General features: G+C 43.0%; 23 protein-coding genes. 19 read left to right on the top strand and 4 right to left on the bottom strand.

Annotated features, from left to right (window positions below; genetic code table 11):
• Positions 1-2: 2 nt before the first annotated feature.
• The 3 genes from radA (at position 3) to ACZLMD_RS06330 (ending at position 2,312) form a co-directional block, all read left to right on the top strand.
• Entirely contained in the window at positions 3-1,373 is a 1,371-nt protein-coding gene (radA, locus tag ACZLMD_RS06340) for a DNA repair protein RadA (RefSeq protein WP_022305534.1), read from the top strand.
• 66 nt (positions 1,374-1,439) lie between these two features.
• Positions 1,440-1,799 (top strand): hypothetical protein, encoded by a 360-nt coding sequence (locus ACZLMD_RS06335; protein ID WP_482522913.1) that lies wholly within the window; start codon positions 1,440-1,442, stop codon positions 1,797-1,799.
• A 48-nt stretch (positions 1,800-1,847) separates the two neighbouring features.
• On the top strand, positions 1,848-2,312 hold the full coding sequence (locus ACZLMD_RS06330; protein WP_482522914.1) for a pyridoxamine 5'-phosphate oxidase family protein: 465 nt from the start codon (positions 1,848-1,850) through the stop codon (positions 2,310-2,312).
• A gap of 159 nt (positions 2,313-2,471) precedes the next feature.
• Here the strand turns inward: ACZLMD_RS06330 and ACZLMD_RS06325 are convergent, their stop codons facing one another.
• Positions 2,472-3,629, bottom strand: coding sequence for a THUMP domain-containing class I SAM-dependent RNA methyltransferase (locus tag ACZLMD_RS06325; RefSeq protein ID WP_178413581.1), 1,158 nt, complete (start codon positions 3,627-3,629; stop codon positions 2,472-2,474).
• Between the two features lie 140 nt (positions 3,630-3,769).
• Between ACZLMD_RS06325 and ACZLMD_RS06320 the strand changes: the two genes are divergently transcribed.
• The 5 genes from ACZLMD_RS06320 to ACZLMD_RS06300 all read left to right on the top strand — a co-directional run bounded on the left by ACZLMD_RS06320 (position 3,770) and on the right by ACZLMD_RS06300 (position 9,259).
• A complete protein-coding gene (locus ACZLMD_RS06320) occupies positions 3,770-4,435 on the top strand; it encodes a response regulator transcription factor (protein WP_022305530.1) in 666 nt (221 codons plus the stop codon).
• A complete protein-coding gene (locus ACZLMD_RS06315; protein WP_489495368.1) occupies positions 4,432-5,463 on the top strand; it encodes a sensor histidine kinase in 1,032 nt (343 codons plus the stop codon). Before ACZLMD_RS06320 ends, ACZLMD_RS06315 begins: the two co-directional genes overlap by 4 nt.
• A 124-nt stretch (positions 5,464-5,587) precedes the next feature.
• Positions 5,588-6,415: a CPBP family intramembrane glutamic endopeptidase gene (locus ACZLMD_RS06310; RefSeq protein ID WP_489495366.1), complete on the top strand. Its 828-nt coding sequence runs from the start codon at positions 5,588-5,590 to the stop codon at positions 6,413-6,415.
• 5 nt (positions 6,416-6,420) lie between these two features.
• Entirely contained in the window at positions 6,421-7,203 is a 783-nt protein-coding gene (locus ACZLMD_RS06305) for an ABC transporter ATP-binding protein (RefSeq protein WP_489495364.1), read from the top strand.
• Positions 7,178-9,259, top strand: coding sequence for an ABC transporter permease (locus ACZLMD_RS06300; RefSeq protein ID WP_489495362.1), 2,082 nt, complete (start codon positions 7,178-7,180; stop codon positions 9,257-9,259). Before ACZLMD_RS06305 ends, ACZLMD_RS06300 begins: the two co-directional genes overlap by 26 nt.
• A gap of 4 nt (positions 9,260-9,263) precedes the next feature.
• On the opposite strand, the gene rsmH is transcribed toward ACZLMD_RS06300, so the two are convergent.
• Complete coding sequence (gene rsmH, locus ACZLMD_RS06295; protein ID WP_489495360.1) at positions 9,264-10,322, bottom strand: 16S rRNA (cytosine(1402)-N(4))-methyltransferase RsmH; 1,059 nt, start codon at positions 10,320-10,322, stop codon at positions 9,264-9,266.
• A gap of 316 nt (positions 10,323-10,638) precedes the next feature.
• Between rsmH and ACZLMD_RS06290 the strand changes: the two genes are divergently transcribed.
• The 4 genes from ACZLMD_RS06290 (at position 10,639) to ACZLMD_RS06275 (ending at position 16,050) form a co-directional block, all read left to right on the top strand.
• Positions 10,639-12,399: an ABC transporter ATP-binding protein gene (locus tag ACZLMD_RS06290; protein ID WP_489495358.1), complete on the top strand. Its 1,761-nt coding sequence runs from the start codon at positions 10,639-10,641 to the stop codon at positions 12,397-12,399.
• Positions 12,400-12,402: 3 nt separating this feature from the next.
• Positions 12,403-14,163 carry an ABC transporter ATP-binding protein gene (locus tag ACZLMD_RS06285; protein WP_489495356.1) on the top strand — a complete coding sequence of 587 codons (1,761 nt, stop codon included), beginning with the start codon at positions 12,403-12,405 and terminating at the stop codon, positions 14,161-14,163.
• Between the two features lie 32 nt (positions 14,164-14,195).
• Positions 14,196-15,038, top strand: coding sequence for a Cof-type HAD-IIB family hydrolase (locus ACZLMD_RS06280; protein WP_118560669.1), 843 nt, complete (start codon positions 14,196-14,198; stop codon positions 15,036-15,038).
• 73 nt (positions 15,039-15,111) lie between these two features.
• Positions 15,112-16,050, top strand: a complete 939-nt coding sequence (locus tag ACZLMD_RS06275; protein WP_489495353.1) for a glycosyl hydrolase — start codon at positions 15,112-15,114, stop codon at positions 16,048-16,050.
• Between the two features lie 109 nt (positions 16,051-16,159).
• Here ACZLMD_RS06275 and ACZLMD_RS06270 read toward each other — a convergent pair whose 3' ends face one another.
• Positions 16,160-16,900 carry an AraC family transcriptional regulator gene (locus ACZLMD_RS06270; RefSeq protein ID WP_489495351.1) on the bottom strand — a complete coding sequence of 247 codons (741 nt, stop codon included), beginning with the start codon at positions 16,898-16,900 and terminating at the stop codon, positions 16,160-16,162.
• Between the two features lie 248 nt (positions 16,901-17,148).
• Between ACZLMD_RS06270 and ACZLMD_RS06265 the strand changes: the two genes are divergently transcribed.
• Together ACZLMD_RS06265 and ACZLMD_RS06260 are read left to right on the top strand one after the other, a co-directional pair.
• Positions 17,149-18,180, top strand: a complete 1,032-nt coding sequence (locus ACZLMD_RS06265) for a glycoside hydrolase family 5 protein (protein ID WP_489495350.1) — start codon at positions 17,149-17,151, stop codon at positions 18,178-18,180.
• A 119-nt stretch (positions 18,181-18,299) separates the two neighbouring features.
• Positions 18,300-19,652 carry an MATE family efflux transporter gene (locus tag ACZLMD_RS06260; protein WP_489495348.1) on the top strand — a complete coding sequence of 451 codons (1,353 nt, stop codon included), beginning with the start codon at positions 18,300-18,302 and terminating at the stop codon, positions 19,650-19,652.
• Between the two features lie 144 nt (positions 19,653-19,796).
• On the opposite strand, the gene ACZLMD_RS06255 is transcribed toward ACZLMD_RS06260, so the two are convergent.
• Positions 19,797-19,973 carry a toxin-antitoxin system HicB family antitoxin gene (locus ACZLMD_RS06255; RefSeq protein ID WP_022306948.1) on the bottom strand — a complete coding sequence of 59 codons (177 nt, stop codon included), beginning with the start codon at positions 19,971-19,973 and terminating at the stop codon, positions 19,797-19,799.
• Between the two features lie 191 nt (positions 19,974-20,164).
• Here ACZLMD_RS06255 and ACZLMD_RS06250 point away from each other — a divergent pair, with 191 nt between their 5' ends.
• From ACZLMD_RS06250 to ACZLMD_RS06230, 5 genes are all read left to right on the top strand, one after another.
• The gene (locus ACZLMD_RS06250) at positions 20,165-20,503 is read left to right on the top strand and encodes a hypothetical protein (protein WP_489495346.1); all 339 of its coding nucleotides are present in this window, start codon (positions 20,165-20,167) and stop codon (positions 20,501-20,503) included.
• 27 nt (positions 20,504-20,530) lie between these two features.
• Positions 20,531-23,686 (top strand): leucine-rich repeat domain-containing protein, encoded by a 3,156-nt coding sequence (locus ACZLMD_RS06245; RefSeq protein ID WP_489495344.1) that lies wholly within the window; start codon positions 20,531-20,533, stop codon positions 23,684-23,686.
• A 139-nt stretch (positions 23,687-23,825) separates the two neighbouring features.
• On the top strand, positions 23,826-24,278 hold the full coding sequence (locus ACZLMD_RS06240) for a hypothetical protein (RefSeq protein WP_022306946.1): 453 nt from the start codon (positions 23,826-23,828) through the stop codon (positions 24,276-24,278).
• On the top strand, positions 24,275-25,114 hold the full coding sequence (locus ACZLMD_RS06235; protein ID WP_022306945.1) for a hypothetical protein: 840 nt from the start codon (positions 24,275-24,277) through the stop codon (positions 25,112-25,114). Before ACZLMD_RS06240 ends, ACZLMD_RS06235 begins: the two co-directional genes overlap by 4 nt.
• A gap of 214 nt (positions 25,115-25,328) precedes the next feature.
• The coding region (locus tag ACZLMD_RS06230) for an ATP-binding protein (protein WP_489495342.1) at positions 25,329-26,374 on the top strand (1,046 nt) is incomplete at its 3' end.

The raw sequence follows: 26,374 nt of genomic DNA, 5'->3' as shown, positions 1-26,374 counted from the left end.
ATATGGCAAAAGCGAAAAAGACAGCGTATTTCTGTAAGGAATGTGGGATGGAATCCTCGAAATGGCTGGGACAGTGTCCGGGCTGTGGTGCCTGGGGAAGCTTTGTTGAGGAGCCGGTGGTGCGCACATCGACCGGAAAGGCGGTGGCGCACAAGGAGAGCAGACAGCCATCGAAGCTTTCGGAGGTTGAGTTTTCCGAGGATACAAGGATTGCCAGTGGTATTGAGGAGCTGGATCGTGTACTGGGCGGAGGGATCGTTGTGGGATCCCTCGTTCTGGTAGGCGGTGATCCGGGTATCGGTAAGTCCACACTTCTACTGCAGATGTGTCAGAAGCTGGTACAGCAGGGGAAGAAAGTCCTCTACGTGTCCGGAGAGGAGTCTGAGAAGCAGATTAAGATGAGGGCAGATCGGCTGGGGGTGTTTCAGTCGGATCTGCTGGTGATGAGCGAGACGGATCTGGATATTGTAGCGGAGACGATTACCAGAAGTACGCCGGATGTTGTCATTATTGATTCGATACAGACCATGTACCGCGAAGAGATCGGTTCGGCACCGGGAAGCGTGGGACAGGTCAGAGAGACGACAAGTACTCTTCTGCGTCTTGCCAAGGGCATGTCGATCTCCATTTTCATTGTGGGTCATGTGACCAAGGAGGGTGTCGTTGCAGGACCGAGAGTGTTAGAGCATATGGTGGATACCGTGCTTTATTTTGAGGGGGACGGAGGAGCGTCCTATCGTTTTCTGCGCGGCGTCAAGAACCGTTTTGGGTCAACCAATGAGGTGGGCGTTTTTGAGATGCGCGGTTCTGGTCTTGCTGAAGTGGCGAATCCATCTGAGTTTATGCTGCAGGGTAAGCCGGAGGATGCACCGGGATCTGTCGTGGCATGTTCTATGGAGGGAACCAGACCAATCCTTGTGGAAGTACAGGGGCTGGTATGCCAGACGAATTTCAATTATCCGAAACGAACAGCGGCAGGGATTGATTTTAACCGTGTGAATCTGTTGCTGGCAGTTCTGGAGAAGCGCCTCGGAGTGCGCATGAGTGACATGGATGCTTATATCAATGTGGCTGGCGGTATGCGGTTGAATGAGCCGGCGGTTGATATGGGAATTGTGCTGGCAATCTTATCCAGCTATCGCAATCAGGTCATTGACGGACGGACGATCTGTTTCGGAGAGATCGGTCTTGTCGGAGAGGTTCGTGCGGTCAGCATGGCAGAGGCAAGAGTGCAGGAGGCGGCAAAGCTTGGTTTTGAACGCTGTATTCTCCCGGAGGTCAACAGACGCCAGCTTGATCTGGATCAGATGGATCTAAAGGGACTGAAGCTTGTTGGAATTTCCAATGTGTATGAGCTTCTGGAGATCCTTTAATGTAGAATCAACGAGACAAAACATCATGCTTTGTCTCGTTTTCCTATTTAAGAAATGAGGAGAAGTATGGAAGAAATGAAATGGAAGGACACGGAATCGACGACAGAGCGGGTCGTGGAACGCATGGAGACCTCGATGTGTTCCATGGAGCAGATGTCGTTTGATGCCATCAACATCACTGATTCTCTGGTAACATTGACCAGTAAGGCGAGAGAGTATGCAGCCACGATGAAGAATGGGGATGTCAGCCAACGCGAGGAATCGTTCGAGCAGATCGGCAGGATTCTTGATCAGGTGCTTGAGAATGCATTTCAGATCAATAATGTGTCCCACGAACTGGAAAAGGAAGTATTATATCAGAGAGATACCACAGACAGCATCCGTCAGATCATTGAATTTTTATATGCGGTGAACAATGACAAGTAGAACGGCGGAGGCAGGATCAAACAGCAGGAGGAGAATATGTTTCGACCAATGAGAAGATTTAAACAGCAAATTTCTGAGGAGGAGTGCATTGAGGTGTTGACACAGGAACCGAGAGGAGTGTTATCCTTTGTTGGAGATAACGGTTATCCGTGCGGAATGCCAATGGATCACTGGTACAACAAGGAGGACGGAAAGCTGTACTTTCACGGCACGAAGGAGGGCTACAAGATCGACTCCTTAAAAAACTGTGATAAGGTTTCTTACTGCGTATATGATCAGGGCTACCGTGAGGAGGGAGATTGGCCTCTTCATATCAGAAGTGTGATCGTATTCGGTAGAATGCATTTCGTGGAGGATCCGGCGGAAATGGAGGAGATATGCCGGACATTGTGTACGAAGTTCTCGGAGGATCCGACCTATCCGGAGAAGGAATGGACGCGTGGAAAGGATCATGTATTGTGCTTGGAGCTGGATGTGGAGCATATGACCGGTAAACTGGTCAAGGAGTCATAAACATATAAAAGGCAAAAGCGGGGTAATCCGCTTTTGCCTTTTGGTTATTTATATCGAAAAATGCTCGTAACGAAGTATGATGCTCTTTTTATTGCATCGGAAAATGCTTGTAACGTAGCGAAAAAGGGTAAAACGCTTGGTTTTGCCTCTTATATTTCATTACTGTGATTCACGGTTTCTGCGCGGCGGCTTCGGACCCATATACTGATAGAAATAGGTCTTCATCATGCCGTTATAGATCTTGCGGTTCTTGTCTGCCTTGCGTCCGAGATAACGCTCTGCCTGATCAAATGCAGTGATCAGATAGAAGGACCAGCTGTCCAGATGAGAGAATGCTTCGCCGATCTCACGGTAGAGGGCTGGCATGTCCTCTTCTTCCTCAAGACGTTTGCCGTAAGGCGGGTTTGTGATAACAAAGCCGTATTTCTTGCGGTGGCTCAGCTTAGAGACAGGGCGCTGCTGGAAATGGATCAGATGATCGACCTCAGCAAGTCTTGCGTTCTCCATAGCCGCCTTGATGGCGCCCGGATCAATATCATAGCCCTGGATATCCATCTCAACATCCCGTCGGATCTGATCCTCCGCCTCACCGGCAGCATCGTACCAGATTTTTTTCGGGATAATGTGTGTCCAGTTCTCGGCAGAGAAGGAACGGTTCATGCCCGGAGCGATATTCGCACCGATCATGGCTGCCTCGATCGGGAAGGTTCCGCTGCCGCAGAACGGATCGACAAGAATGCGGTCCCATTTCCATGGGGTCAGCATGATCAGGGCTGCCGCAAGCGTTTCTGTGATCGGAGCCTTTACGGTTGCCTGACGGTATCCACGCTTGTGCAGGGAGTCACCGGAGGTATCCAGACCGACGGTGACGACATCCTTCATGATCGTCACACGCAGCGGAAAGCTGGCGCCGTCCTCAGGAAACCAGTTGACATTATAGTTCTTTTTCAGGCGGTCTACCATCGCCTTCTTCATAATCGACTGAATGTCGGAGGGACTGAAAAGCTTACTTTTGATCGAGGTTGCCTTTGCAACCCAGAACTTACCATCCTCCGGAATAAACTGCTCCCACGGGAGAGCCTTTGTTCCCTCGAAAAGCTCATCAAAGGTGCTTGCCTTAAAGCTTCCGATCTTGATCAGGATACGCTCTGTGGTGCGCAGGAAGATGTTGGCACGCACAATTGCAGACTCATCTCCGGCGAAGGTGACCTTTCCGTCCTCCACCTGAATAATCTTGTATCCGAGATTCTGTATTTCACGTTTTAATACCGCCTCAAGTCCAAAATGACAAGGGGCGATCAGTTCATAGTCAGCCATAATAATCTCCTTTTCTGAGTAGATACTGGATTTCGGTGATATCTTATCATATAATGGGGTTTAGTACAATGATTTTCAGGCAATAAAGATTGAAAATATACTACAGCAGTAGAAAAAAGTAACAGAAAAGAGGTTGCGGGATGCATATTTTTGTGGCAGAGGATGAGAAAACAATTCGCAGAGAATTGACTATATTATTGGAAAATGCAATGTATCAGGTTACGGCTCCGGAGAATTTTGAAAATATACCGGATTGGATCACAGAGGCGTCACCGGATCTGATCCTGCTGGATGTGAACCTTCCGGGAATGTCCGGGTTTGATATCTGCACCTCGCTCCGGCAAAGGGAAAATACCTGTCCGGTAATCTTTTTGACCAGCAGGACTGATTCTATGGATGAATTAAACGGGATGCTCCGGGGCGGCGACGATTATATTACAAAGCCGTATCAGGCACCAATCCTTCTGGCAAGGATTGCTGCGGTATTAAAGAGAACCCGGGGCAATACAGAAAAGACAAGCTATTCTTATGAAAATGTGCGGCTGGATCTCTTGAAATGTACGATCTCCTGTGATGAGAAGGAGGTGGAACTGACCAAAAATGAAATGAAGATATTACACCTTCTTTTTATGCATGCCGGAAACTATGTGGCAAGACAGGATCTGATCGAATCTTTATGGGATAATCAGATCTTTATTGATGATAATACCCTCAGTGTTCATGTGACCCGGATACGGGAAAAGCTTCGGGAGCTTGGTCGTGATAATTTTATACAGACGAAACGAGGGATGGGGTATCGTATATGAGATGGAGAGATTATTGGAAAGATAAGGCGCTTTTTCTGATCTTTGAGGGCTGTTGTATGGCGGTTACCTGCATTTTTCTGAGGCTTACCGGTTATGAAAAGGGTAATGTTATCCTATTACTGTTGTTTTGGACATTACTCTTGCTGCTTTGGATGTGTCGGGAATATATGGAACGCAGGAAATATTTCAAAAAGACAGCAGAAATTCTGGAGAAAATGGATCAGAGGTATTTGCTGGGAGAGCTGATGCCGCCGTCATGGCGTCTGGAGGACAGGATCTATCAGAATATGATCCGCAGATCCAACAAATCCGTCATTGAGAAAATAAGAAAACTGGAGGCGGAACAACAGGAATATAAAGAGTATATAGAAAGCTGGGTTCATGAGATCAAGGCACCAATCACAGGCATCAGTTTGCTCTGTGAAAATGGCAGGAAAGAGGAGACCGGTGCCCCGGAGAGATTCCGGCAGATCAGCATGGAGAATGCAAAGCTTGAAAATTATGTGGATATGGTGCTTTATTATGCGAGGTCGGAGCAGGTCTATAAGGATTATCTGATTCAAAGCTGCCATTTGCAGGAGATGGTGTACGACGTTTTAGAGCGGAACCGCTTTCTGTTGATCCGGAATGGAATCCGGGCAGAAGTGAATTGTGATGAGGATGTTTTTACCGATAAGAAATGGTTGGGTTTTATTGTCAATCAGATCGTATTAAACAGTGTCAAATATAAAAGAGAGAACTCACCCTGCATTTCCTTTTTGGCGCAAAAGACAACAGATCATACCTGCCTGATCATTGAGGATAATGGGATGGGGATACAGGAAAAGGATCTTCCCCGCATTTTTGAAAAGGGATTTACCGGGGAAAATGGGAGAAACCAAAAAAAATCCACGGGCATTGGTCTGTATCTGTGTAAAAAGCTTTGTGACCAGCTTGGGCTGGAAATATATGCACAGTCAAAAGCGGGCAGCTATACCAAAATCATTTTACAATTTCCACAAAATAATTATATTTCAGAGGTGCGTTAAAGTCTTAGAGAAATCTTTCGAAATCGTAAGATTTCTTTAAGCTTTTTTTATATGAACACCGGCGGGGATGAAGTATACTTTTGGAAAGAAAAGAGATACAATTGGAAAGGCAGGTTGATAAAACGTGGAAAGAAAAAATAGTTTGATCAGTGATTTTCTTATTCCGGTGGGGTATACTGTTCTGGTTTATGCAATATGGGAAGGAATTGGATTTTTTGTATCTTTTGTTGTTGGAAAAATGACAGAAAATTGGACGAACTCTTTAAATAATACATACGTTGTTATGCTGTTACAGGAAATTTCGGTATTTCTTATAATGTATGTATTATTTCACAAAAAAGTGGATTTTGTGAGGGACGGCAAAAGTAGTGTTTCTCTGCTGTCAGCATTTGCAATGCTTATTTTCCCTCTGATTCAGATCGGCGATGATCTGATGGCAATTTTTTATGGAAAAAGAGTATTTTCTCTATTCTCTGGGAAAGGAATCCAATTTTTTGTGATTTGCTGTATCGCGAGTTTAAGCATTGGACTGATGGAGGAATTTGTCTGGAGAGGAATCATCTTAAATGGATTTTTATCCGCTTGGAAAGATAAGAAAAAAGGAATTTATTTTGCGGTATTGATATCTTCCCTTTGCTTTGGGCTTTGTCATTATATGAATCTGCTGGCAGGACAGGAATTTTTGAGTACCACAAAACAGGTAATATCCGCAGTGTGTATGGGAGTGTTTTTATCCGCGCTTTATTTGCAGACAAACCACTTGGTATTTCCGATTCTGGTACATGGATTATGTAATTTTTCCAATTTCCTAATGAATGAAATTCTTGGGTGGGACTATTCTGTCTGGAAATATGATGATATATTACAATGGATATTAGCCGGAGGATATCTCCTTACGGGAATGTATTTTGTTTATCGTTATATAAAAAAAACAACAGGAAAAGGATGGTGAGACATTTGAAGAATTGTATCAGAGTATGTGATGTGGAGAAATACTACGGCAATGGCCAGAATATTACAAAGGCTGTGGACCGGGTAAGCTTTCAGGTGGAAAAGGGAGAATTTGTGGGTATTATGGGAGCGTCCGGTTCCGGAAAGACCACCTTATTAAACATGATGGCAGCGATCGATCATGTGACATCGGGGCATATTTATTATGATGATCTGGACATTACAGAAATGTCTGCAGATCAGTTGTCGGAATTTCGCAAGGAAAACCTCGGCTTTGTTTTTCAGGAGTACAATTTATTGGACACACTGACATTGGAGGAAAATATTATCCTTGCTTTGACGGTACAGGGAAAAAGGAGAAAAGAGATTCAAAAAATCTGTCAGGATATGATGGAACTTCTGGAGATTGAGGATGTAAAGGATCAATTTCCGTATGAGGTATCCGGCGGTCAGAAGCAAAGATGTGCCTGTGCCAGAGCTATGGCAAATGACCCCTCTCTTCTTCTTGCCGATGAGCCTACCGGAGCGTTGGATTCCCATGCTTCCCAGGTACTTTTAGAGACCTTTTGCCGTTTAAATGAAATGCAGAAGGCAACGATTCTGATGGTAACTCACGATGCATTTTCTGCAAGCTATTGCAGCAGGATACTTTTCTTGCGGGATGGGAAGATTTTTCATGAGCTGATCCGCGGAGAAAGGAACCGCAGAGCATTTCTTCAGGAGATTCTGGATGTATTGTCGTTGATGGGAGGTGAATCGTCTCATGATACGAAGACTGGCTTATCGTAATATGAAGCGTTTTGCAGGGGATTATCAGATCTATATGATCACGCTGGCGGTTGTGGCAGCGCTTCTGTATGCATTTGACAGCTTATTCTGGGATAAGGAGCTGGGAAGGTTTGACCAGATGAATCAGATGATGATGATTATGGTGGGGCTTGCTACAGGCTTTGTTGTGATCATTACGGCGTGGTTGATTTACTATATTATCCATTTTATGATGGAAAGACGTAGCAGGGAGTTTGGAATTTATCTGCTGTTAGGAATGAAAAAAGGACAGGTTGCCCGTGTTTATATCCGGGAGAATCTGATGCTGGGAGGCATCGCGCTTTTTGTGGGATCTGTCCTGGGAGTGTTTTTTCAGCAGATCTTACGATCTGTGATTGATTCTATGGTACGGATTCCCTATTCCTTCCGTCTTTCGTGGGACTATCGTATCTGGCTTATGACTTTTGGATGTTATGCAGGCTGTTATCTGCTGGCATTTTTCCGATGCGGTTTTTCTTTCCGTAAAATGAACATTAATGAGCTGATGAAACAGGACCGGAAAAATGAGGAGATTGTGGAAAAGCATGAAGAATGGAAGCGGATCTTACTTCCCCTGGCAGTGATATTTCTGATCCTGTTCTGGGGGATGTTTACTCATTTGAATTCGACGGGGGAGATCATATTGTTTCTGATCGGCCTGGTTCTGACGATCTATCTGTTTTATACAGGAGTGTCTGCCTGGATCATCTGTTATGTGAGAAGGCATGGAAAGGGGATTTATCATGGACAGCGATTATTTTTGCTGCGCCAGTTTGCATCAAAGATCAGGACAATGCAGTTTACTCTTGGAACTTTGACATCATTGTTTACTCTGGCACTTTTGGGGGCGAGTGTGGCACTTATGTTCTGCGATTTTGAAAATACGGCGTTAAAGGCGAAGTTTCCGTTTGATGTGCTGATCTACAGTGATCAGGTTCAGGATGATTTTCAGGATGAAAAGGAGGTACTGCAGCAGGAAGCGGATGTAAAAGAAATGCTTCGGTATCATATATATACGGATCAGAAGGATCAGATAAATACCTGGATGCTGACGCATCTGGAGCAGTATGGTACCATGTATCAGAATAAAAATGGGAAACCTGACCGAAAACGGGTTACAAAAATGTTAGAAAATGATGGAACCTATTGCCGGTATGATACTTATATGGGACAGACGGATTATAACCGTTTAAGGAAAATGCTGGGATATGAGCCGGTACATTTTGAATCTGACCAATATATCGTACAGACCAAGAAACGTTTACAAAAGGACGTTGCTTCTATAGGAAAAGATCTTCATTTAACAGCGGCAGATGAAAAAACAGAGCTGACCTTTGCGGGAGTTCAGGCAGAGCCGTTCGCACAGGATGGTCATAACGGAGGAGATTATATCGTCGTGGTGGGAGACAAGGTGCTTCAGAGAATGAAGCCGTATTATTCTGAGCTTGCGGTGGATCTGAAGGGAGAGACGCCACAAGGGCTGGAGCAGAAGCTGGATGCCCTGGCAGATCCCGATGACCGTGATTTTTCCGGACATACTGTATCATCCTTATCCGGAAATAGCTGCAGCGGTTCCGATACGGTACTGGTTTATACTGCTACCAATCTGGTACGGGATAATCTGATACCGGAGTTAAAGATGCTTCTTGCGTCCATGATCGTTCCGTTGTTTTATATGGGTCTTGTCTTTGTCTGTGTGGCATTAACGGTATTGTCCGTGCAGCAACTTAGCGATTCGTCGAAATATAAATTCCGGTATGATGTGTTGGAAAAAATCGGTCTGTCCCCAAAACAGGTCAGATCACTCCTGCTGTGGCAGATGGCGGGTTACTATTTGTGCCCGGCACTACTGGCATTGGTGATCAGTGGAAAAATGGTTTTGTATATCAGTGGAATTTTTGTCCGTGGGACAGGCGTGTCAAGCCGTGTGTCTACCTATTTTGTAGAGGGAACCCTGCTGTTTATGGGAATCTATTTGGTTTATTTTGCGGTGACATTTCTCTGTTTCCAGAGATCAATATTTTTAAAAGAACGGTGAGCAGCTAGGCCTTAACCGCCCAGCGCATTTTGGTAGAGCGTGCCCGTGGGTTCTGTGCACATTCCTGTGCAGAAGGGCGTACCACATCCTTGGAGTATTCACTGTAGATACCTGCCTTATAACCGGTCTTGAGCGCCTTTTTTACCAGTTTGTCCTCTCCGGAGTGGAAGGTCAGGATGGCAGCTCTGCCGCCGGGCTTTAAGGCGTCCGGCAGCTTTTCCATAAATTCATAGAGAACCTCGAATTCATTGTTGACATCGATTCGAAGTGCCTGAAAAACACGCTGGCATGTCTTTTTGACCGTGTCCTTTCGATCCTTTTCCGGAAGGAAGGACAACGTTTCTTCGATGATCTGACGCAGCTTTGTGGTCGTATCCACATGATTGCCGCGGCGGATGTATTCGGTGATCGCTTTTGCAATCTCGTCGCTGTAGGGCTCGTCGGAGTTTTCGTAAAACATGCCCGAAAGCTCTTCACGGCTGATATGCTCCAGACGCGAGGCAGCGCTGATGCCTTCTTTTTGATTCAGACGTAGATCAAGAGGTCCGTCAATTTTAAAAGAAAATCCGCGCTTTGGATTATCGATCTGCATGGAGGAGACACCGAGATCCGCCAGCAGAAAATCGAAGCCGCCGGCTTCCCTTGCAATCTCATCAATCGTACAGAAATTCTGCAGCTTGATTGTCAGTATGTCCTCGCCAAAGCCAAGGTCTGCCAGACGCTTTCTTGTCCTAGCGGACTCCTCGGGATCGACATCGGTGGCGTACATATGACCTTCACCGTTTAACTGCTCCAGCATGGCGCGTGTGTGACCGCCATAGCCGAGTGTGGCATCAAAGCCGGTCTGACCGGGCTTGATCTGCAGAAAATCAAGAATTTCAGGCACCATGATCGAAATGTGCATTCCCGCAGGCGTATTTCCCTTGCGGATCACATGCTGGATCGTATCCTGATATTTTTCCGGATTTAATTCTTTATATTTCTCTTCAAAACGTTTTGGATATTTTCCTTTATAGCGGACACGGCGTTTGTGCGGTGTCTGCTGTTTATTTTCATTTTCCATGGTGATCTCCATTTCTGATCGTTTATCCCAAAGGGGCGAAGTGAAAACGCCCTCCGGAATGCAATAGTTGACTTTTGTTGCAAGCATAACACGGTGGTCATGGGATGTCAAATGAGAGGATATGTGCATTTTACCCCGCCTCTTTTTGAAGATACTGCTGTTTTGATCGGTGTTCTGGCAATTTCCAATTCCATGAATACAGCAGGAATGCAGCCAGGTTGTGACTGTCTTTTTGTGCAGAGTATTGTTTTTTTCAAAGATACACGATACAATAAAAGTTGTGTCTTTTGGGCAAATTACTTTTAGGAGGCATCTGATGAAAAAATTATTGAAGTATATTACGGAGTACCGGAAGGAATGTATTCTGGGACCGTTGTTTAAATTGCTGGAAGCATGCTTTGACCTGACTGTGCCATTGGTAATGTCATGGCTGATCGACCGCGGTATTTCCCAGAATGATGCACCGTATATCTGGAAGATGGGCGGACTTTTGCTGATTCTGGCAGCAATCGGTCTGACCTGTTCGATCACGGCGCAGTATTTTGCCGCAAAGGCAGCTGTTGGTTTTGCAACGAAGCTTCGCCATGCAGTATTTAAACACATTGAATCCTTATCCTTTACGGAGATGGATGAGGCGGGAACTTCGATGATGATCACGCGAATGACGAGCGACATCAATCAGGTACAGTCGGGAACCAATCTGGCTCTTCGTCTGTTTCTGCGTTCACCGTTTATTGTATTTGGTGCGGCAGTAATGGCATTTACCATTGATGTGAAGGCGGCACTTGTATTTGCGGTTGTGATCCCGTTGCTGGCACTGGTTGTATTTGGTATCATGCTGATCACCATGCCGATGTATCAGAAGGTACAGGGGCATCTGGACCGTCTGCTTGGTGTGACGAGACAGAACTTAAGCGGTGTCCGCGTGATCCGTGCATTCAACAAGGAGCAGGCAGAGCGGGAAAGCTTTGGCAGAGAAAATGACCTTCTGACAAGAATGCAGCTTTTCGTGGGACGTATTTCCGCACTGATGAACCCGGTCACTTACATTATGATCAATGGTGCGCTGGTTGCACTGATCTGGACAGGTGCGGTTCGCATTGACATGGGTACGCTCAAACAGGGACAGATCGTTGCGCTGATCAATTATATGTCCCAGATCCTTGTCGAGCTTGTCAAAATGGCAAATACGATCATTATGTCTACCAAGTGCGTGGCATGTGGAAACCGTATACAGGCACTGCTTGAGGTAGAAAGCAGTCTGGAGGACGGCAGTCAGTCCTTTGAGGAAAACGGACAGGAGGTGACGCCGGCACGCGTTGAGTTTGACCATGTTTCCCTGACATATAAGGGGGCCGGTGGAGAATCCCTCGAGGATATTACATTTACGGCGGAGCCGGGAAAGACGATCGGCATCATCGGAGGAACCGGTTCCGGAAAGAGTTCTCTGGTGCATATGATTCCGAGATTTTATGATGCGACAGAGGGAAGTGTACGAATTAACGGACAGGATGTAAAATCCTACCAGATGGATGATTTAAGACAGCACATCGGTATTGTTATGCAGAAGGCGGTTCTGTTCCATGGAACGATCCGCGAGAATATCCGCTGGGGAGCACCGGAGGCGACCGATGAACAGATCAACGAAGCACTTGAGCTTGCACAGGCGGCAGAGGTCGTTGCCGGAAAGCCGGAGGGGCTTGACTATGAGATCGAACAGGGAGGACGCAACCTTTCCGGAGGACAAAGACAGCGATTTACCATTGCGAGAGCTCTGGTGCGCAAGCCTTCAGTTCTGATCCTTGATGACAGTGCATCGGCACTGGATTTTGCGACCGATGCCAAGCTTCGAAAAGCACTGGCAGGTCTGAAAAGTACTTCAACGATCTTTATTGTTTCGCAGAGAACCTCTTCAATCCAGCAGGCGGACAAGATTCTGGTGTTAGACGATGGAAAGCTTGTTGGTATGGGAACACATGAGGAATTGTTAAAAAACTGCAGTGTATATAAGGAAATCTATGATTCCCAGTTTAAGAAACCGGAGGAGGCAACACCTTCGCAGGGAAAGGAGCGATAATATATGGCAGGGAAAAATGAACTGAGCAGAGATGACCAGAAGAAAACGCTCGTTAAGGTAATGAAATATATTAAAAAGTACAGAATGCTTGTGGTACTGTCTCTGATATTTGCGGCAGTGACCGTAGTAACTACCTTGTATCTGCCGATCCTGACCGGTAATGCCGTGGATCTGATGGTGAAGAAGGGAAAGGTAGATTTTGTCGGTTTAAAACCGATCGTGAGGACGATGCTGATCGTTCTTGTGATCACAGGAGTCGCGCAGTGGATCATGAATATCTGTAACAACTACATCACCTATCATGTGGTGCAGGATATCCGAAAGGATGCCATGGACCGGATTCAGATCGTACCGTTAAAATATCTGGATGGTCATGCAGCAGGTGATATTGTCAGCCGTGTGATCGCAGATGCCGATCAGTTTGCAGATGGTCTGCTGATGGGGTTTACGCAGGCATTTACCGGTGTTATGACGATCATCGGAACTCTCGGCTTCATGCTCTGGATCAATGGATGGATTACACTTGTCGTTATTCTTGTTACGCCGTTGTCCTTTTTTGTGGCGGGCTTTATTGCAAAGAAATCCTACAGCATGTTCCAGCTCCAGTCCAAGGCGAGAGGTGAGCAGACCGCGCTGATCGATGAGATGATCGGTAATCAGAGAGTTGTGCAGGCATATGGTCATGAAAAGCGTTCGTTGGAGCAGTTTGATGAGATCAACGGCAGACTGGAGAAGTATTCGCTCAAAGCCACTTTCTTCTCCTCAATTACAAATCCGGCAACCCGTTTTGTCAACAATCTGGTATATGCCGGAGTCGGTATTGTAGGCGCGTTCTTCGCAATTCACGGTATGCTGTCCGTTGGACGCCTGAGCAGCTTCTTAAGCTATGCCAACCAGTACACAAAGCCGTTTAACGAGATTTCCGGCGTCATCACAGAGCTGCAGAATGCGATCGCCTGTGCCGCCAGAGTATTTGAACTGATGGAGGCAGAGCCGCAGGAACCGGACAGCCCGGATGCGATCGAGCTTACGCAGGTAAAGGGAGCGGTAGAACTGAAAAATGTATCCTTCTCCTATGTGCCGGAGCAGAAGCTGATCCGGGATTTCAATCTTTCCGTAAAACCGGGACAGCGTGTTGCGATTGTTGGACCGACCGGCTGTGGAAAGACGACGGTGATCAATCTTCTGATGCGCTTCTATGATGTCAATAAGGGCGTGATCGCCGTAGATGGAACAGATATCCGTAACATGACGAGAGCCAGTCTGCGAAGCAGCATCGGAATGGTGCTGCAGGAGACATGGTTGAAGGATGGAACGATCCGTGACAACATTATCATGGGAAAACCGGACGCAACAGAGGAAGAGATCATTGCGGCTGCAAAGGCAACGCATGCACACAGCTTTATCAAGCGTCTGCCACAGGGCTATGACACGGTGGTGCGTGAGGATGGTGATAACCTATCCCAGGGACAGAAGCAGCTTTTGTGTATCACAAGAGTAATGCTGTGCCAGCCGCCAATGCTGATTTTGGATGAGGCGACCTCATCTATCGATACCCGTACGGAGATCCGTATTCAGAGAGCCTTTGAGAAGCTGATGAAGGGTAGAACAAGTTTTATTGTGGCGCATCGTTTATCGACGATTAAAAATGCCGATATCATTCTTGTCATGAAAGACGGTAATATTATAGAACAGGGCAACCATGAAAGTCTGCTGGCACAGAACGGCTTCTATGCAAATCTGTACAACAGCCAGTTTGCGTAAAGAATTTGAAATCACAAAAAGGAATTGGTAAAATGGACAAAAAAGTATTGGTACTTGATCTGGATGGTACACTGACAAATTCAGAAAAGAAAATAACACCGGAGACGAAAAAAGCACTGATGGAAATACAGGAACAGGGACACACGGTTGTGTTGGCGTCCGGGCGCCCGACTGCCGGCATTGAGCCTTTGGCAGAGGAATTAAAGCTCAAGGAAAACGGAGGATATATTCTTTCGTTTAACGGGGGAAAGATCACGGACTGCAGTACGGATGAGGTGATCTATCAGAAGACACTTCCGCCGGAGCTTGTGCCGGATCTGTTCCGGCTTGCAAGAAAGCTGGATATCGGACTTCTTTCCTATGATGAGGACAATAATATTATCACCGGCATGCATTATGATGAATATATCGATGTGGAGAAAAATATCAATCATCTTCCGGTAAAACAGATGGAGCGTGTGGAGGATTATGTGGACTTCCCGCTGAATAAATGTCTGGGAACAGCGGAGCCATCCGTGGCGGCAGAGGCCGAGAAGATTTATGAGGAAAAGTTTGGGGACAAGCTCTGCATCAGCCGCAGTGAGCCGTTTTTTTTGGAGATCACGCCGAAGGGAATTGACAAGGCAGCATCACTGGAGCGTTTCTGTCAGATGACAGGGCACAAGAGGGAGGATATGATTGCCTGTGGGGATGGCTTTAATGACCTGTCGATGATCAAATATGCAGGACTTGGTGTTGCGATGGAGAATGCACAGCCGGTTGTCAAGGAAGCTGCCGATTATGTGACGGCATCCAATGACGAGGATGGTGTGGCGAAGGTGATCCACAAGTTTATTTTGAAGGATAACGTGTCCGAAAATACGGACAGAATGTAACAGGAAATAATGTGTTGATGCCATAAATGCAGACTTACGGGTGTGGTCTGTATGGAAAAGGGGATGTAGTGATATGCAGAAACCGGTAAATAAGAATGCGTCGAAGGAAGCGGCAGAGCTTCTTCACTATCTGGAGAAAACAGCAGGACATGGAATCATTACAGGACAGCATACGCAGACGAATCCGATGGAGGAGATTTCTTATATCAAAGAGGTGACCGGAAAGACACCGAAGCTTCGCGGCTTTGAGCTGCTGGCATATTCGCCGAATATCAATGAAAAGGATGCCGGGGAGGCATGTCTTACCGAGGTGTACGAAAACAGGGACACATTAAAGACGGCAATGAAGTGGGCGAAGGAATCCGATGGGATTCTGACATTTTCTTTTCACTGGTTCTCGCCGCTTGGCGGAAGAGACAAGAGTTTTTATGCGGAGCATACGGATTTTGATCCGGAGAAGGTACTTGAGGAAGGCTCTCCGGAGCGGAAAGCGTTTTATCATGATATGGCAGTGATTGCCGGATATCTGAAGGAGTTTTGCGATGCGGGCATCCCAATTTTATGGAGACCGTTTCATGAGTCGGACGGGACATGGTTCTGGTGGGGGTCAAAGGGACCGGAGGTTGCCAGAGAATTATATCTTCTGATGTATGATTATTATGTCAATGAGTGGCATCTCGATAATCTGTTGTGGGTATGGAACTGCCGTCTGCCGGAGGGATATCCGGGGGATGCGTATGTCGATGTGGTTTCGGTGGACATTTACCTGCCGGAATATAAGCCGACAGACTATGCAGACGCATACGGGAAACTGATCAAAGCGACAAGCAGCGATAAGGTTGCGGCACTTGCGGAGGTCGGTTATATGCCGGATGTGGACTGCCTTGCGCAGTCACATACACCATGGGCATATTACATGACCTGGTCCAAGGAGTTTTGTATCGGTGAGCAGTACAACAGTAAGGAGAATCTTCGCCGGATGTATGACAGTGATTATGCGGTGACCGAATAATGTATCGGAAAATGCTCGTAATGTGGTGGGAAGCAAGGGCAAAACGCCGGTTTTTCCTCTTTATTACAGAGTGCCTGAAGTACAGGATGCCGGAAAAACAGTGGAAATTCTAGTGCCTGGAATAGTCAGTGAGATCTTCGTTTCGCCGGTACTGTCCCGGTGTGACACCATATTCCCGGTGGAAGCAGCGGATATAATGGCTGCAGGAGGCAAAGCCCAGAAAGGAACTGATATCGGTACAGCTAATGGTGCTGTTTTTCAACATATAGCAGGAGGTTTCACATTTTTTATGCAGGATATACTGTTGCAGGGTATATCCTGTTTCTTTTTTGAAAAGCTTCGATAAATATTCCGGGTGAAGTCCCAGTGCTGCTGCAACTTCCCGGCTGGAAAGAGGGTAGGACATATGTTTGACAATGTAATCAATGCCATGCCGGACATGATAGGAAAGGGCTTTCCCTTGACGAAGCTCATGCATGGCGTTGGTAAAAGCAGTGACAGCCTTCACCTTGATCCCGGCGAGCTCCTCCTGACTGGTACACTGATCCACCTTGCGGATCAAGAGGTCACTGAGGGTAAAGGACTGCTCCGGTTCCAGTCCCCCTTCAATGCAGAAACGGGTGATCATAGCGATCAGAATGACTTGATGATACTTCATATTCTGCAGAGGATTTGCAGATAATGTTCCCATATGTTCCCAGTTCTGATTGGCGATATCTCCCTGCAAAATGTCCGGATTGCCGGAGGCAATATCCCGGTAGAAGGCAAATTCCTCCTCCAGGGAGATATGAAAATATTCTTCCTCCTGCTGCTTGGCGAGGAGATTCCGGAGTTCCTTTTTGACGTTCATGGGTATGAAAGCTCCTTTCTGTGGAAAGTAATTTTATAATGCCATGGTTAAGCCGGCAGATAGTAATTTGGATGTAAACATATATTACTATCTGCTTTTGACCCTGATATCATATTATATCGGTATTATGATATATTTATCTGTTTCATAGTATCATATCTAACAAAATAATACTATGATGAAGTTGTAAAAAAGAAAACAGATTACGCTTATATAAATGCAGGAAAAAGAAAGGAAAGGTGATCACGATGAGAAAATGGATCGGATATGAAAAGGGTGTCAATCTTGGTGGCTGGCTGTCACAGTGTGATTACAGCAAAGAACGGCTGGAACATTTTATTGAGGAGGAAGATATCAAGCGTCTCAGTACATGGGGGCTGGATCATCTTCGTCTGCCAATGGATTACAATGTCCTGCGGGAGGAAAACGGAACATTTAAGAAGGACGGTTTTGACTATGTAAAGCGTGCTGTAGAGTGGTGTCGCAAATATGGGTTGAATGTCATTCTGGATCTTCATAAAACTGCAGGTTATTCCTTTGATAAGGGCGAGCAGGAGCATGGATTTTTTGCGGAGGAGAGCTATCAGGAATATTTCTATACACTGTGGGAGGAAATTGCCCGGAAATTTGCCGGATATGGAGATCAGGTTGCCTTTGAGCTTCTTAATGAAGTGACGGACGAAAAGACCATGGATGCGTGGAATCGCATTTCACAGGAATGCATCCGCCGTATCCGCAAGATTACACCGACGGTAAAGATCCTTGTGGGCGGTTATTGGAATAACAGTGTTGCCGCTGTGAAGGATCTGGCAATGCCTGCCGATGAGAACATTGTCTATAATTTTCACTGCTATGAACCGTTGATCTTTACGCATCAGGGAGCAGGGTGGATAGATACAATGCCTTCAGATTACAGGATGTCCTTTGATCATGACATGTCCGTATTTTGGGACAGAACGAAGGAATATCTTCCGAATAATATGATAATGCTGGAGCCGGCAAAGGACATTGCCCATGCTCTGGACAGCGAATTTTTTGAAAAGCTGTTTGCGGAGGCGGTCTCTGTGGCAGAGGAGAGAAATGTGCCGTTGTATTGCGGAGAATATGGCGTGATCAATCTGGCATCTCCGGAGGATACATTGAAATGGTATCAAAGCATTCATGCTGTATTTGAAAAATATGGTATTGGAAGAGCAGCATGGAGTTACAAGGAGATGGACTTTGGTCTTATTGATGAGCATATGGATCCGGTACGGGAGGATGTGATCCGGGAGCTGTAGTGCCACAGTATCTGAAAAAGAAATTGGTATGGGTCTAATATACAATTTTTGATGATATCCACACTTTCTATTTGATATAAATTGTGATACAGTGTTAGGGAATGTGGAGGCAAAACATCATGAAAACAACAGAGAAAGAGATGGATATGTTAAACGGAGGGATTGCAGGAAAATTAATTCTGTTTTCCCTTCCGTTAGCGTTTAGCAGTATTTTACAGCAGCTTTTTAATTCCGCAGATGTTGCCGTAGTTGGACGATTTGCAGGAGATCAGGCACTGGCGGCGGTGGGAAGCTGTGTGGCACTGGTAGGTATCTTTGTCAATCTGATCGTGGGACTTTCGGTGGGACCCAATGCCGTGTTAGCCAGCCTGATCGGTCAGAAGAAACGGGAACGGATTCCGGGAATGCTTCATACGGTCTTAACCTTTGGAGCAGCTTTGGGAGTATTTCTGATGCTCCTTGGCATGTTGACGGCACGGCTCGTTTTGGAAGCCTCCGGCACGCCGGAAAGTGTTATGGCAGAGGCTTTATTGTATATCCGGATCTATTTTTTGAGTATTCCCTTTATGTTGATCTACAATTTTGGTTCTGCGACACTTCGAAGTTTCGGGGATACCAGACGCCCAATGTATTATCTTCTGGCGTCCGGTATTGTGAATGTGATTTTAAATCTGGTTCTTGTGATCAGCTTCCGGCTGGGGGTATCCGGCGTGGCGATCGCTACGGTGATCTCCAATATATTGAGTGCATCTCTCGTGATCCATTGTCTTCATCACAGACGGGATGAGTTTCAATTTCGTTTTCATGATATGAGGATCAAATGGACCGATCTGAAAAAGATACTGATCATTGGAATCCCAGCGGGGATTCAGGGAGCGATCTTTTCTATTTCGAATGTGTTTATCCAGAGTGGCATCAATTCCTTCGGGGAGGATGCGATTGCCGGTTCCTCTCTGGCATTAAACTTTGAATACTTTACATATGATATTGCCAATGCATTTGCGCAGGCGGCAGTAACCTTTACCAGTCAGAATTATGGTGCCGGCAATTTTAAACGGTGCCGCAGGATCTTCTGGCTGTGTATGCTGTTTGGAATCGGTTTTACCGAGATATTGAGCGTTGTATTTATTGTGTGGAAGGGATTTTTCGTCAGTATTTATACCACAAGCCAGGCAGTTGCCGCTTACGGCATTATCCGAATGGAGCGTGTTTGCGCTCTGGAGGGACTCACAGCAACCTATGAGGTGGAAAGCGCCGCTATGAGAGGCATGGGCAGATCTCTGGAGCCGTCTGTGGTGACGATTCTCGGAACGGTAGTCTTTCGAATGATCTGGCTGGTAACGATTTTTAAGATGGTTCCGACCTTTGAAATGTTGATGAATGTGTATGTGGCTTCCTGGATATTTACGGGAGGCGTGCTGTTTGTAATCTATTATCTGTATAGCAGGAAGGCGTTTTCTGGAAAAGGGTAAATTATGGTTTTGTAAGGCAAAATGAGGTGCGTCAAAAAGATTAACTTTTGGGGCACCTCATTTTTGATTATAGTATTGTCTTTAATAAATTATATATTATTGACTTAGAATATAATGTATAATTATATACGAGATTATAATCTGTCATATATTTTCTTTATTATCATTCAAGTTGGATAAAGCAAATTCACAACATTGAACTACAAGTTCATTCATAGAGATATTTTCTTTTTGCGCTATCCGTGATAGACGTTCATTTAAATCCTTGGTTATGCGGAATGTTTTATTTACATACTCAGTCTTTTTTATTTTAAATTGCATTTAATCACCTCTATATTATATTAAATAAATAGACGCGCAATATGTATACTTTATATTTACACTTATAATAATAGGTGTAAATATAAAAGATATATTGACGTGCAATGTATACACATGGTATTATAACTATAAATGATAAAATATAAATGTTTCAAAGTGCAAAGGAGGAAAGTATAATGGGAAGATGCATTATGAAAAGAATAGGAAGTTTCGCATTGAGTGTTGTTTTGGTGTTCGCATCAGTAAATACTACAGCAGTGGCACAAAACAATGACAGTAAAGCAATAGGATCAAATTATTCTAAAGAGAAGGGGTGGAATGTTCAATATAATCCTAGACTGCCTGTGGATGAATTGCTTGGAAGTCATAAAAAAAGTGATGGAAATCATCTGATATTTGGTAAGAAAAATGGCAAGATTATAGCCATGGATGGACAATACAATTATATAAAAACCTTAGATATAGATAGCATCGAATATGCAAGAGGAAACATGCTACGAAATGCAATGGGAACAATGATCTGGTTATAGCGTTATAAAAGCCAGAAAGGTTTTTTTGTGGCAAAAAGGGATGAAAAGCTGGTATTGATTGATGAAAATTTGAATGAAAAAAATACAGATTATAATGCGATCTCTATTTTAAAGGAAAACAATTGTTATCCTATGGACGAGGTGATATACAAAAATCACTATTTATACATGGTTGCCAAGGCTGTTCAGGGGGTATGGTATTATGGCTTAATTGATGATGAAGGTAATGAAGTGATGAAACCACAGTTTACATATATTAACAATATAAATACAGATCAATGGGACCATGAAAATAGTATATGCAAGGTTGGAAGTCTTACTGAAGAAGGAGTGAAGTATGGTTTTAGCGATTTGGAGGGAAATATTATTGTAAAGCCGCAATATGATGATGTCACTGCGATTTGTTCATTATATAGCAGTCAGAAAGATTTTCGTTATATTTATATGAATCATGATTCGGATGGAAATGAAAAGTTTGGTGTGAAGGATTCTACAGGAAAGACTGTATTGGAAGATGGATGGGATGCGGTACACTTAGGTAATAATGAATTACAAAAATTGAGCAGTATGTTGTATAATAGTATATTATGGCCGACAGAAAAGATAAATGGAAAAGCAGTGACTCAGTATCAGCCGGAATACAGTTATAAAATACAGACAATAGATCCGAAAGAAATATTATTGGCAGATAATAAAGAAATTTCAGATACACAGGTATATGTAGATGGGGAACGGTGGTTTAGCAGTGAAAATATTTCCACTGCTTCTTCAAATGAATATTTATTTAGTGATGAAATCTATGATACAAATTGTATCTGCAAGTTAAAGAATAATACATCTAATTGTGAGTTATTGTTTTATGACAAAGAAGGAAACTTGACACAAACAAAGGGGTTATCTAAAGAGGAGGCGGCATCATTACTGCAAAAACGGAGGGAGAAAATCGTACAGAAGATATACGAAAAAAATTGCAGTATATGGATTGATCAGGAAAAAGAAAAATTGGTTCAAAAATTGAATGACCGTTGTACGCAGTATGGATATAAATTTATTGCATGGGACAAGGAACCGGAGATAATTGTTGAAAAGAATCTTAATGATGATTATGGAATGATTCAAGACTATATAATTTCGTTTACGGCCGAGGTGGAAAAGAACGGAGAAACAGATAAAGTGACATATCAATATCAATATGATGAAAATGGTCGTTATGTAGAAGGTGGTCTTCCAGTGTATGGGAAACCAGCTCAACCTATAGTTACGGGAGAAAGATCTTATATTGGATATTATAATGAAGACACAAAGGAACTGTTGGTAAAGGATTCTTCTAGTGTTACTTTGAAACAGGGGAGTATCTATTTAAAGGATGATCCAACAGAGAATATGGAAAAATGGAGCAATATGGTTGCAGGAGTATCAAGTGGTTTGCTGCAGTATTCAGGTAAAGTACATGATGTAACTAATAAATTAACATTTGATGATAGTTATAGCTCTTTTGTGAAAAATGGGGAGAAAACATTATATTATCACAAGAAAAAACAAACAGGAAAGGATAGATATAATAATATTCAGCAAGAATATGTATACGACAGAATTAATATTGATTGGGATATTATAAAGCGATCTACAATTGTTCCTGTTGCTTATAATGCAGAGGAAAAATATATATTTGATGATGAGCTAAAAAAATGCTATATATTGTCTGGAACCAATATCTCTTGTTGTGATTATGCGGACGTGGGGTTAAGTGATAAATATAATAGAAAGGTATCTCTTTATACAAAAGGTAATGTGTCTGCATCATGGACGGTAAATGAAGGAAAGCAATGGAAGGTATATTATAAAGATAATATTTATAAAGCTTTCACGGACGAAACATATCAGATAAAAGATTTGATGGAAATAAGTAAGTACATTTTTATTACCTTTTCTAATAGTGAAATGTCAGATTTGTATTATGTGATTGATAAAGTTGATAATACAGGTGAATGGATTGAGCAATTGCCGGAAAAATATCAAAATATTTCCGAATGTTATTATTTTCAAATGAATGATAAGGAGTATTGCTGGATCGCTTCGAAAGACAGCAAATGCAGGATCGAGAACCTCAAAGGGGAAGTTTTATTGGAAAAATTGCCATCCTATTTTATGGTTGTGAATGAATATCTGGTTATTGATATAGGAACAAAGTATAGATTGTTTAATGTGTATGATTCTGATTTGAATCTTATTGTTGGAAATGTCAGACCGAGTGATCCTATGTGTTTAGATGGGGGGATTCGACAATTATGTTATACAAAAGATGATGAGAGTATGTATATACTTTGGGACATTTCTAAAATGGAGTTGATAGATGTTGTTAAGGGTTATCCGTGGGGAAAAGATCCGTATATTGTAGGAAATCAGATTTTGTTACTTGATGATGACTGGAATAAGCAGGAGACAGAAATTCCTGAGACCGCTTCACCGTTGCAGAGCGAATCTCCGGCATCAGCGATTCCAACAGGAGGAGGGATAACACCGACTATTAGTCCAATATCAACAATACTACCTGTGCAGAGCGCAGAGACAACGGTGCGTCCGACAGAGAATCCAGAGAAGAGTCCGGAGACAACGATGCATCCGACAGAAAAACCAGTTAAGAGTCCAGAGACAACCTTATGTCCAACGGAGAACCCTTTGGAACATCAGGGGACAATAGTGTATCCATCTCAGAATCCAAAGGTGGAAAAGGCATACCAAATGCCAGACGCAGGAACGATATTATATGATCGCACAACAGGATATAGTTATAAAGTGTTGAATGTAAGGAAAAGTGTATCGTTTGAATCTGTAGGAAAAAAGAAAAGTATGATAAGTACAAGCATACCAGATCGGATAACATTGAATGGAACATCATATAAGGTGACTGAAATTTCCGACAAAGCATTTTGTAATTGCAAAAAGTTGAAGTCTGTGGTAATTGGAAAAAATATTACCCGAATTGGGAAAAAGGCTTTTTATAATTGTAAACAATTGAAAAAAATAACAATAAAAAGTACTTTATTAAATGGGAAAAAAGTGGGGACAAAAGCATTTTATGGTATTCATAAAAATGCCACCACGAAAGTCCCGTTAAAGAAATTGAAGGCGTATCGCAAATGGTTACCACAAAAGGGGATTTCTTTGAAATGTATAAAATGATCCAATCAGTAATATTAAAATGAATGTTTGATTCGGAGCCACAGCGTTATTTTTGATGCTGTGGCTTTTGGATATAGATAACTGGCTTTAAAATTAATTTGAGATATGGTATATTAAAACGAAAAGGAGGTGAAGTAGCATGTGGGATGATTATCTTGAAGAAAGTACAAATGTCGTAAAAAGCAACATTAAAAGAAATAAAATGATTACCATCTTGTCTTATCTGCTGATTTGGGCGATTGCAATGATCGCGTTCTGGTTTTTTAAAGACGATAGTAGTGCGATGGGGTATAGTTTATTATACCTTTGGGTTATTCTTCCTGTAACAACATTTTTTGTTTCTGTTATTATCGGGATTAATGACTTTTGGGGAATAAAAAAATGGGCCTTTACTGTCTTTTTTGGTATAATGTATATGCTTGTTGAATACGGTACATTCAAAATGGCAAATAATATTGCTTTTAACAAGCTGAATGCACCGGATTGGGGAATGATTGCAGGCGGAACAATAATTTCCGCAACGGGTATGCTAATAGGGTTTTTGTTTCATTTAATTGGAAGTGCTGAAAACAAAAAGAGGAGGTCTGTATGACAAATATTTTAAGTGCAAAGAGCGAAAAAGCAAACAGAGTGATTCGTAACTGTTCCTTTTGGGTGACAGCGATTCTGGTGATCGTGCTGCTTGCAGGCTGTACTGGGAAAAACACTGTAGATTCTATGTTTCAACTGGAAGAACCGCTTTTAACCGATCTGAAAATAAAGAGTAATTCTTCTTTTCAAATTGATTCCTATACAATTTCTTTAGCAGATGGAGTATATGATGAAAATACAAAATTAGGACTGCTGCTCTTTAAGGTGATAAATTCGGAGGGAGCCGTGGATGCGAATATTTCGTCATCGAATCAATTAGGCGGTAATACCTTTGGCAAACGATTTAGCATTGCCGTGATGGGATCACATGGCAGAACTGTATATGCGAAACGCGATGGAGACGACTTATATATTTTGTATCAATTTGAAGCAAAAGATTATATCAATGGAGATTTAAGCAACAGCGTTTGTCTGACAGATTTCGCACAGTTATCCGAAAATGGACAGCATGGCAAGGAGTATTATTTTTCATTAGATACCGTAGGAAAAGCTGAGAAAATTCAAATAGGGAAGACCAGAACCATGTATATTTCTGCTTTGGGATTTCTGGTTGAAGCAGAAAAACCATATACAATTAAAGACATGAAGCTTGTTATGAAGGATGGAAGCGAAATAGAAATTATTAATGATGACAATTATGTTTCATTGAGTTCAAGCAACGAGGACGGTGATAAAAAATCCTCGTATGTTTATAATCAGTTTTTCAAAAAATTTATTGATTGCTCGAAAGTAGATAAAGTTGTATGTAATGGACATACTTATTCGGTTGCTGATTAAAATTATTACGTTATTTTTTATTGCGCAATAGACAGAAAAAATTCATTGAATAAAAAAATATAGCACATATCACTGCGAAACAAAAAACGGTCAAAGATAGGATAAAGAAGTGCAAATACACAAAAAATAGTAATGACTATTGAAGTAAAAATAATTTAGTAGTAAAATTACATTACCAAAATTCGTGCAATGCACAAAAACAAGGAGCGGTGCTATGGAGATTAAGAGAGATTCATACCTTGAACAGTTGAAGATAAGAAAAGATAACGGAATGATTAAGATTATCACGGGAATCAGGAGATGCGGCAAATCATTCCTGTTATTTGTGTTGTTTAAGAAATATTTATTGGAAAGTGGTGTAGATAATGACCACATCATTGAAATTGCTTTAGATGGCATTGAAAATGAGGAGCTGAGAGATCCCAAGAAGTGTTATCAGCATATTAAAAATGCAATGAAAGATGACCGGAAGTATTATCTACTCTTGGATGAAGTACAGTTGATGCCACGATTTGAGGAAGTGCTGAATAGTTTGCTTCGTATCAGCAACATTGATGTGTATGTAACCGGCAGTAATTCTAAATTTTTATCCAGCGATATTGTAACGGAATTTAGAGGTAGAGGAGATGAAATCAGAATTTATCCGTTGTCCTTTGCAGAGTTCTATGCAGCTTTCGATGGAGATTATGATGATGCTTGGGAAGAATATATGATATACGGTGGTTTACCACAAGTGGCACAATTTTCTGTGGAACGCCAGAAGGCTGAATATCTTAAAAATATTTTTATCAATGTTTATATCAAGGATGTGGTAGAGCGAAATAGGATTCAAAATGTTGATGAAATCGGCACTTTGGTGGATATTCTTGCTTCTGCCATTGGAGCACCTACCAATCCGACAAAAATATCAAATACTTTCAAAAGTGAGAGAGGCATCAATTACAGCAATAAAACCATATCCAATCATATTGATTATCTGGCAGAAGCATTTTTGATTTCCAAAGCAAACAGGTATGATATTAAGGGCAGAAAATATGTGGGAGCAAACCTGAAATACTATTTTTCGGATATAGGACTTAGAAATGCCAGACTGAACTTTAGACAGCAGGAGCCTACTCATATTATGGAGAACATAGTTTATAATGAGCTGCTTGTGCGTGGTTACAATGTGGATGTCGGTATTGTGGATGTATTTGCAAAGAATGGTGAAGGAAAGAGGGTTCATAAGCAGTTAGAGGTTGATTTTGTAGTGAATCAGGG

It is taken from the genome of Jutongia sp. (genome assembly GCF_057878315.1).
This window is presented reverse-complemented; position numbering and strand designations above follow the sequence as displayed.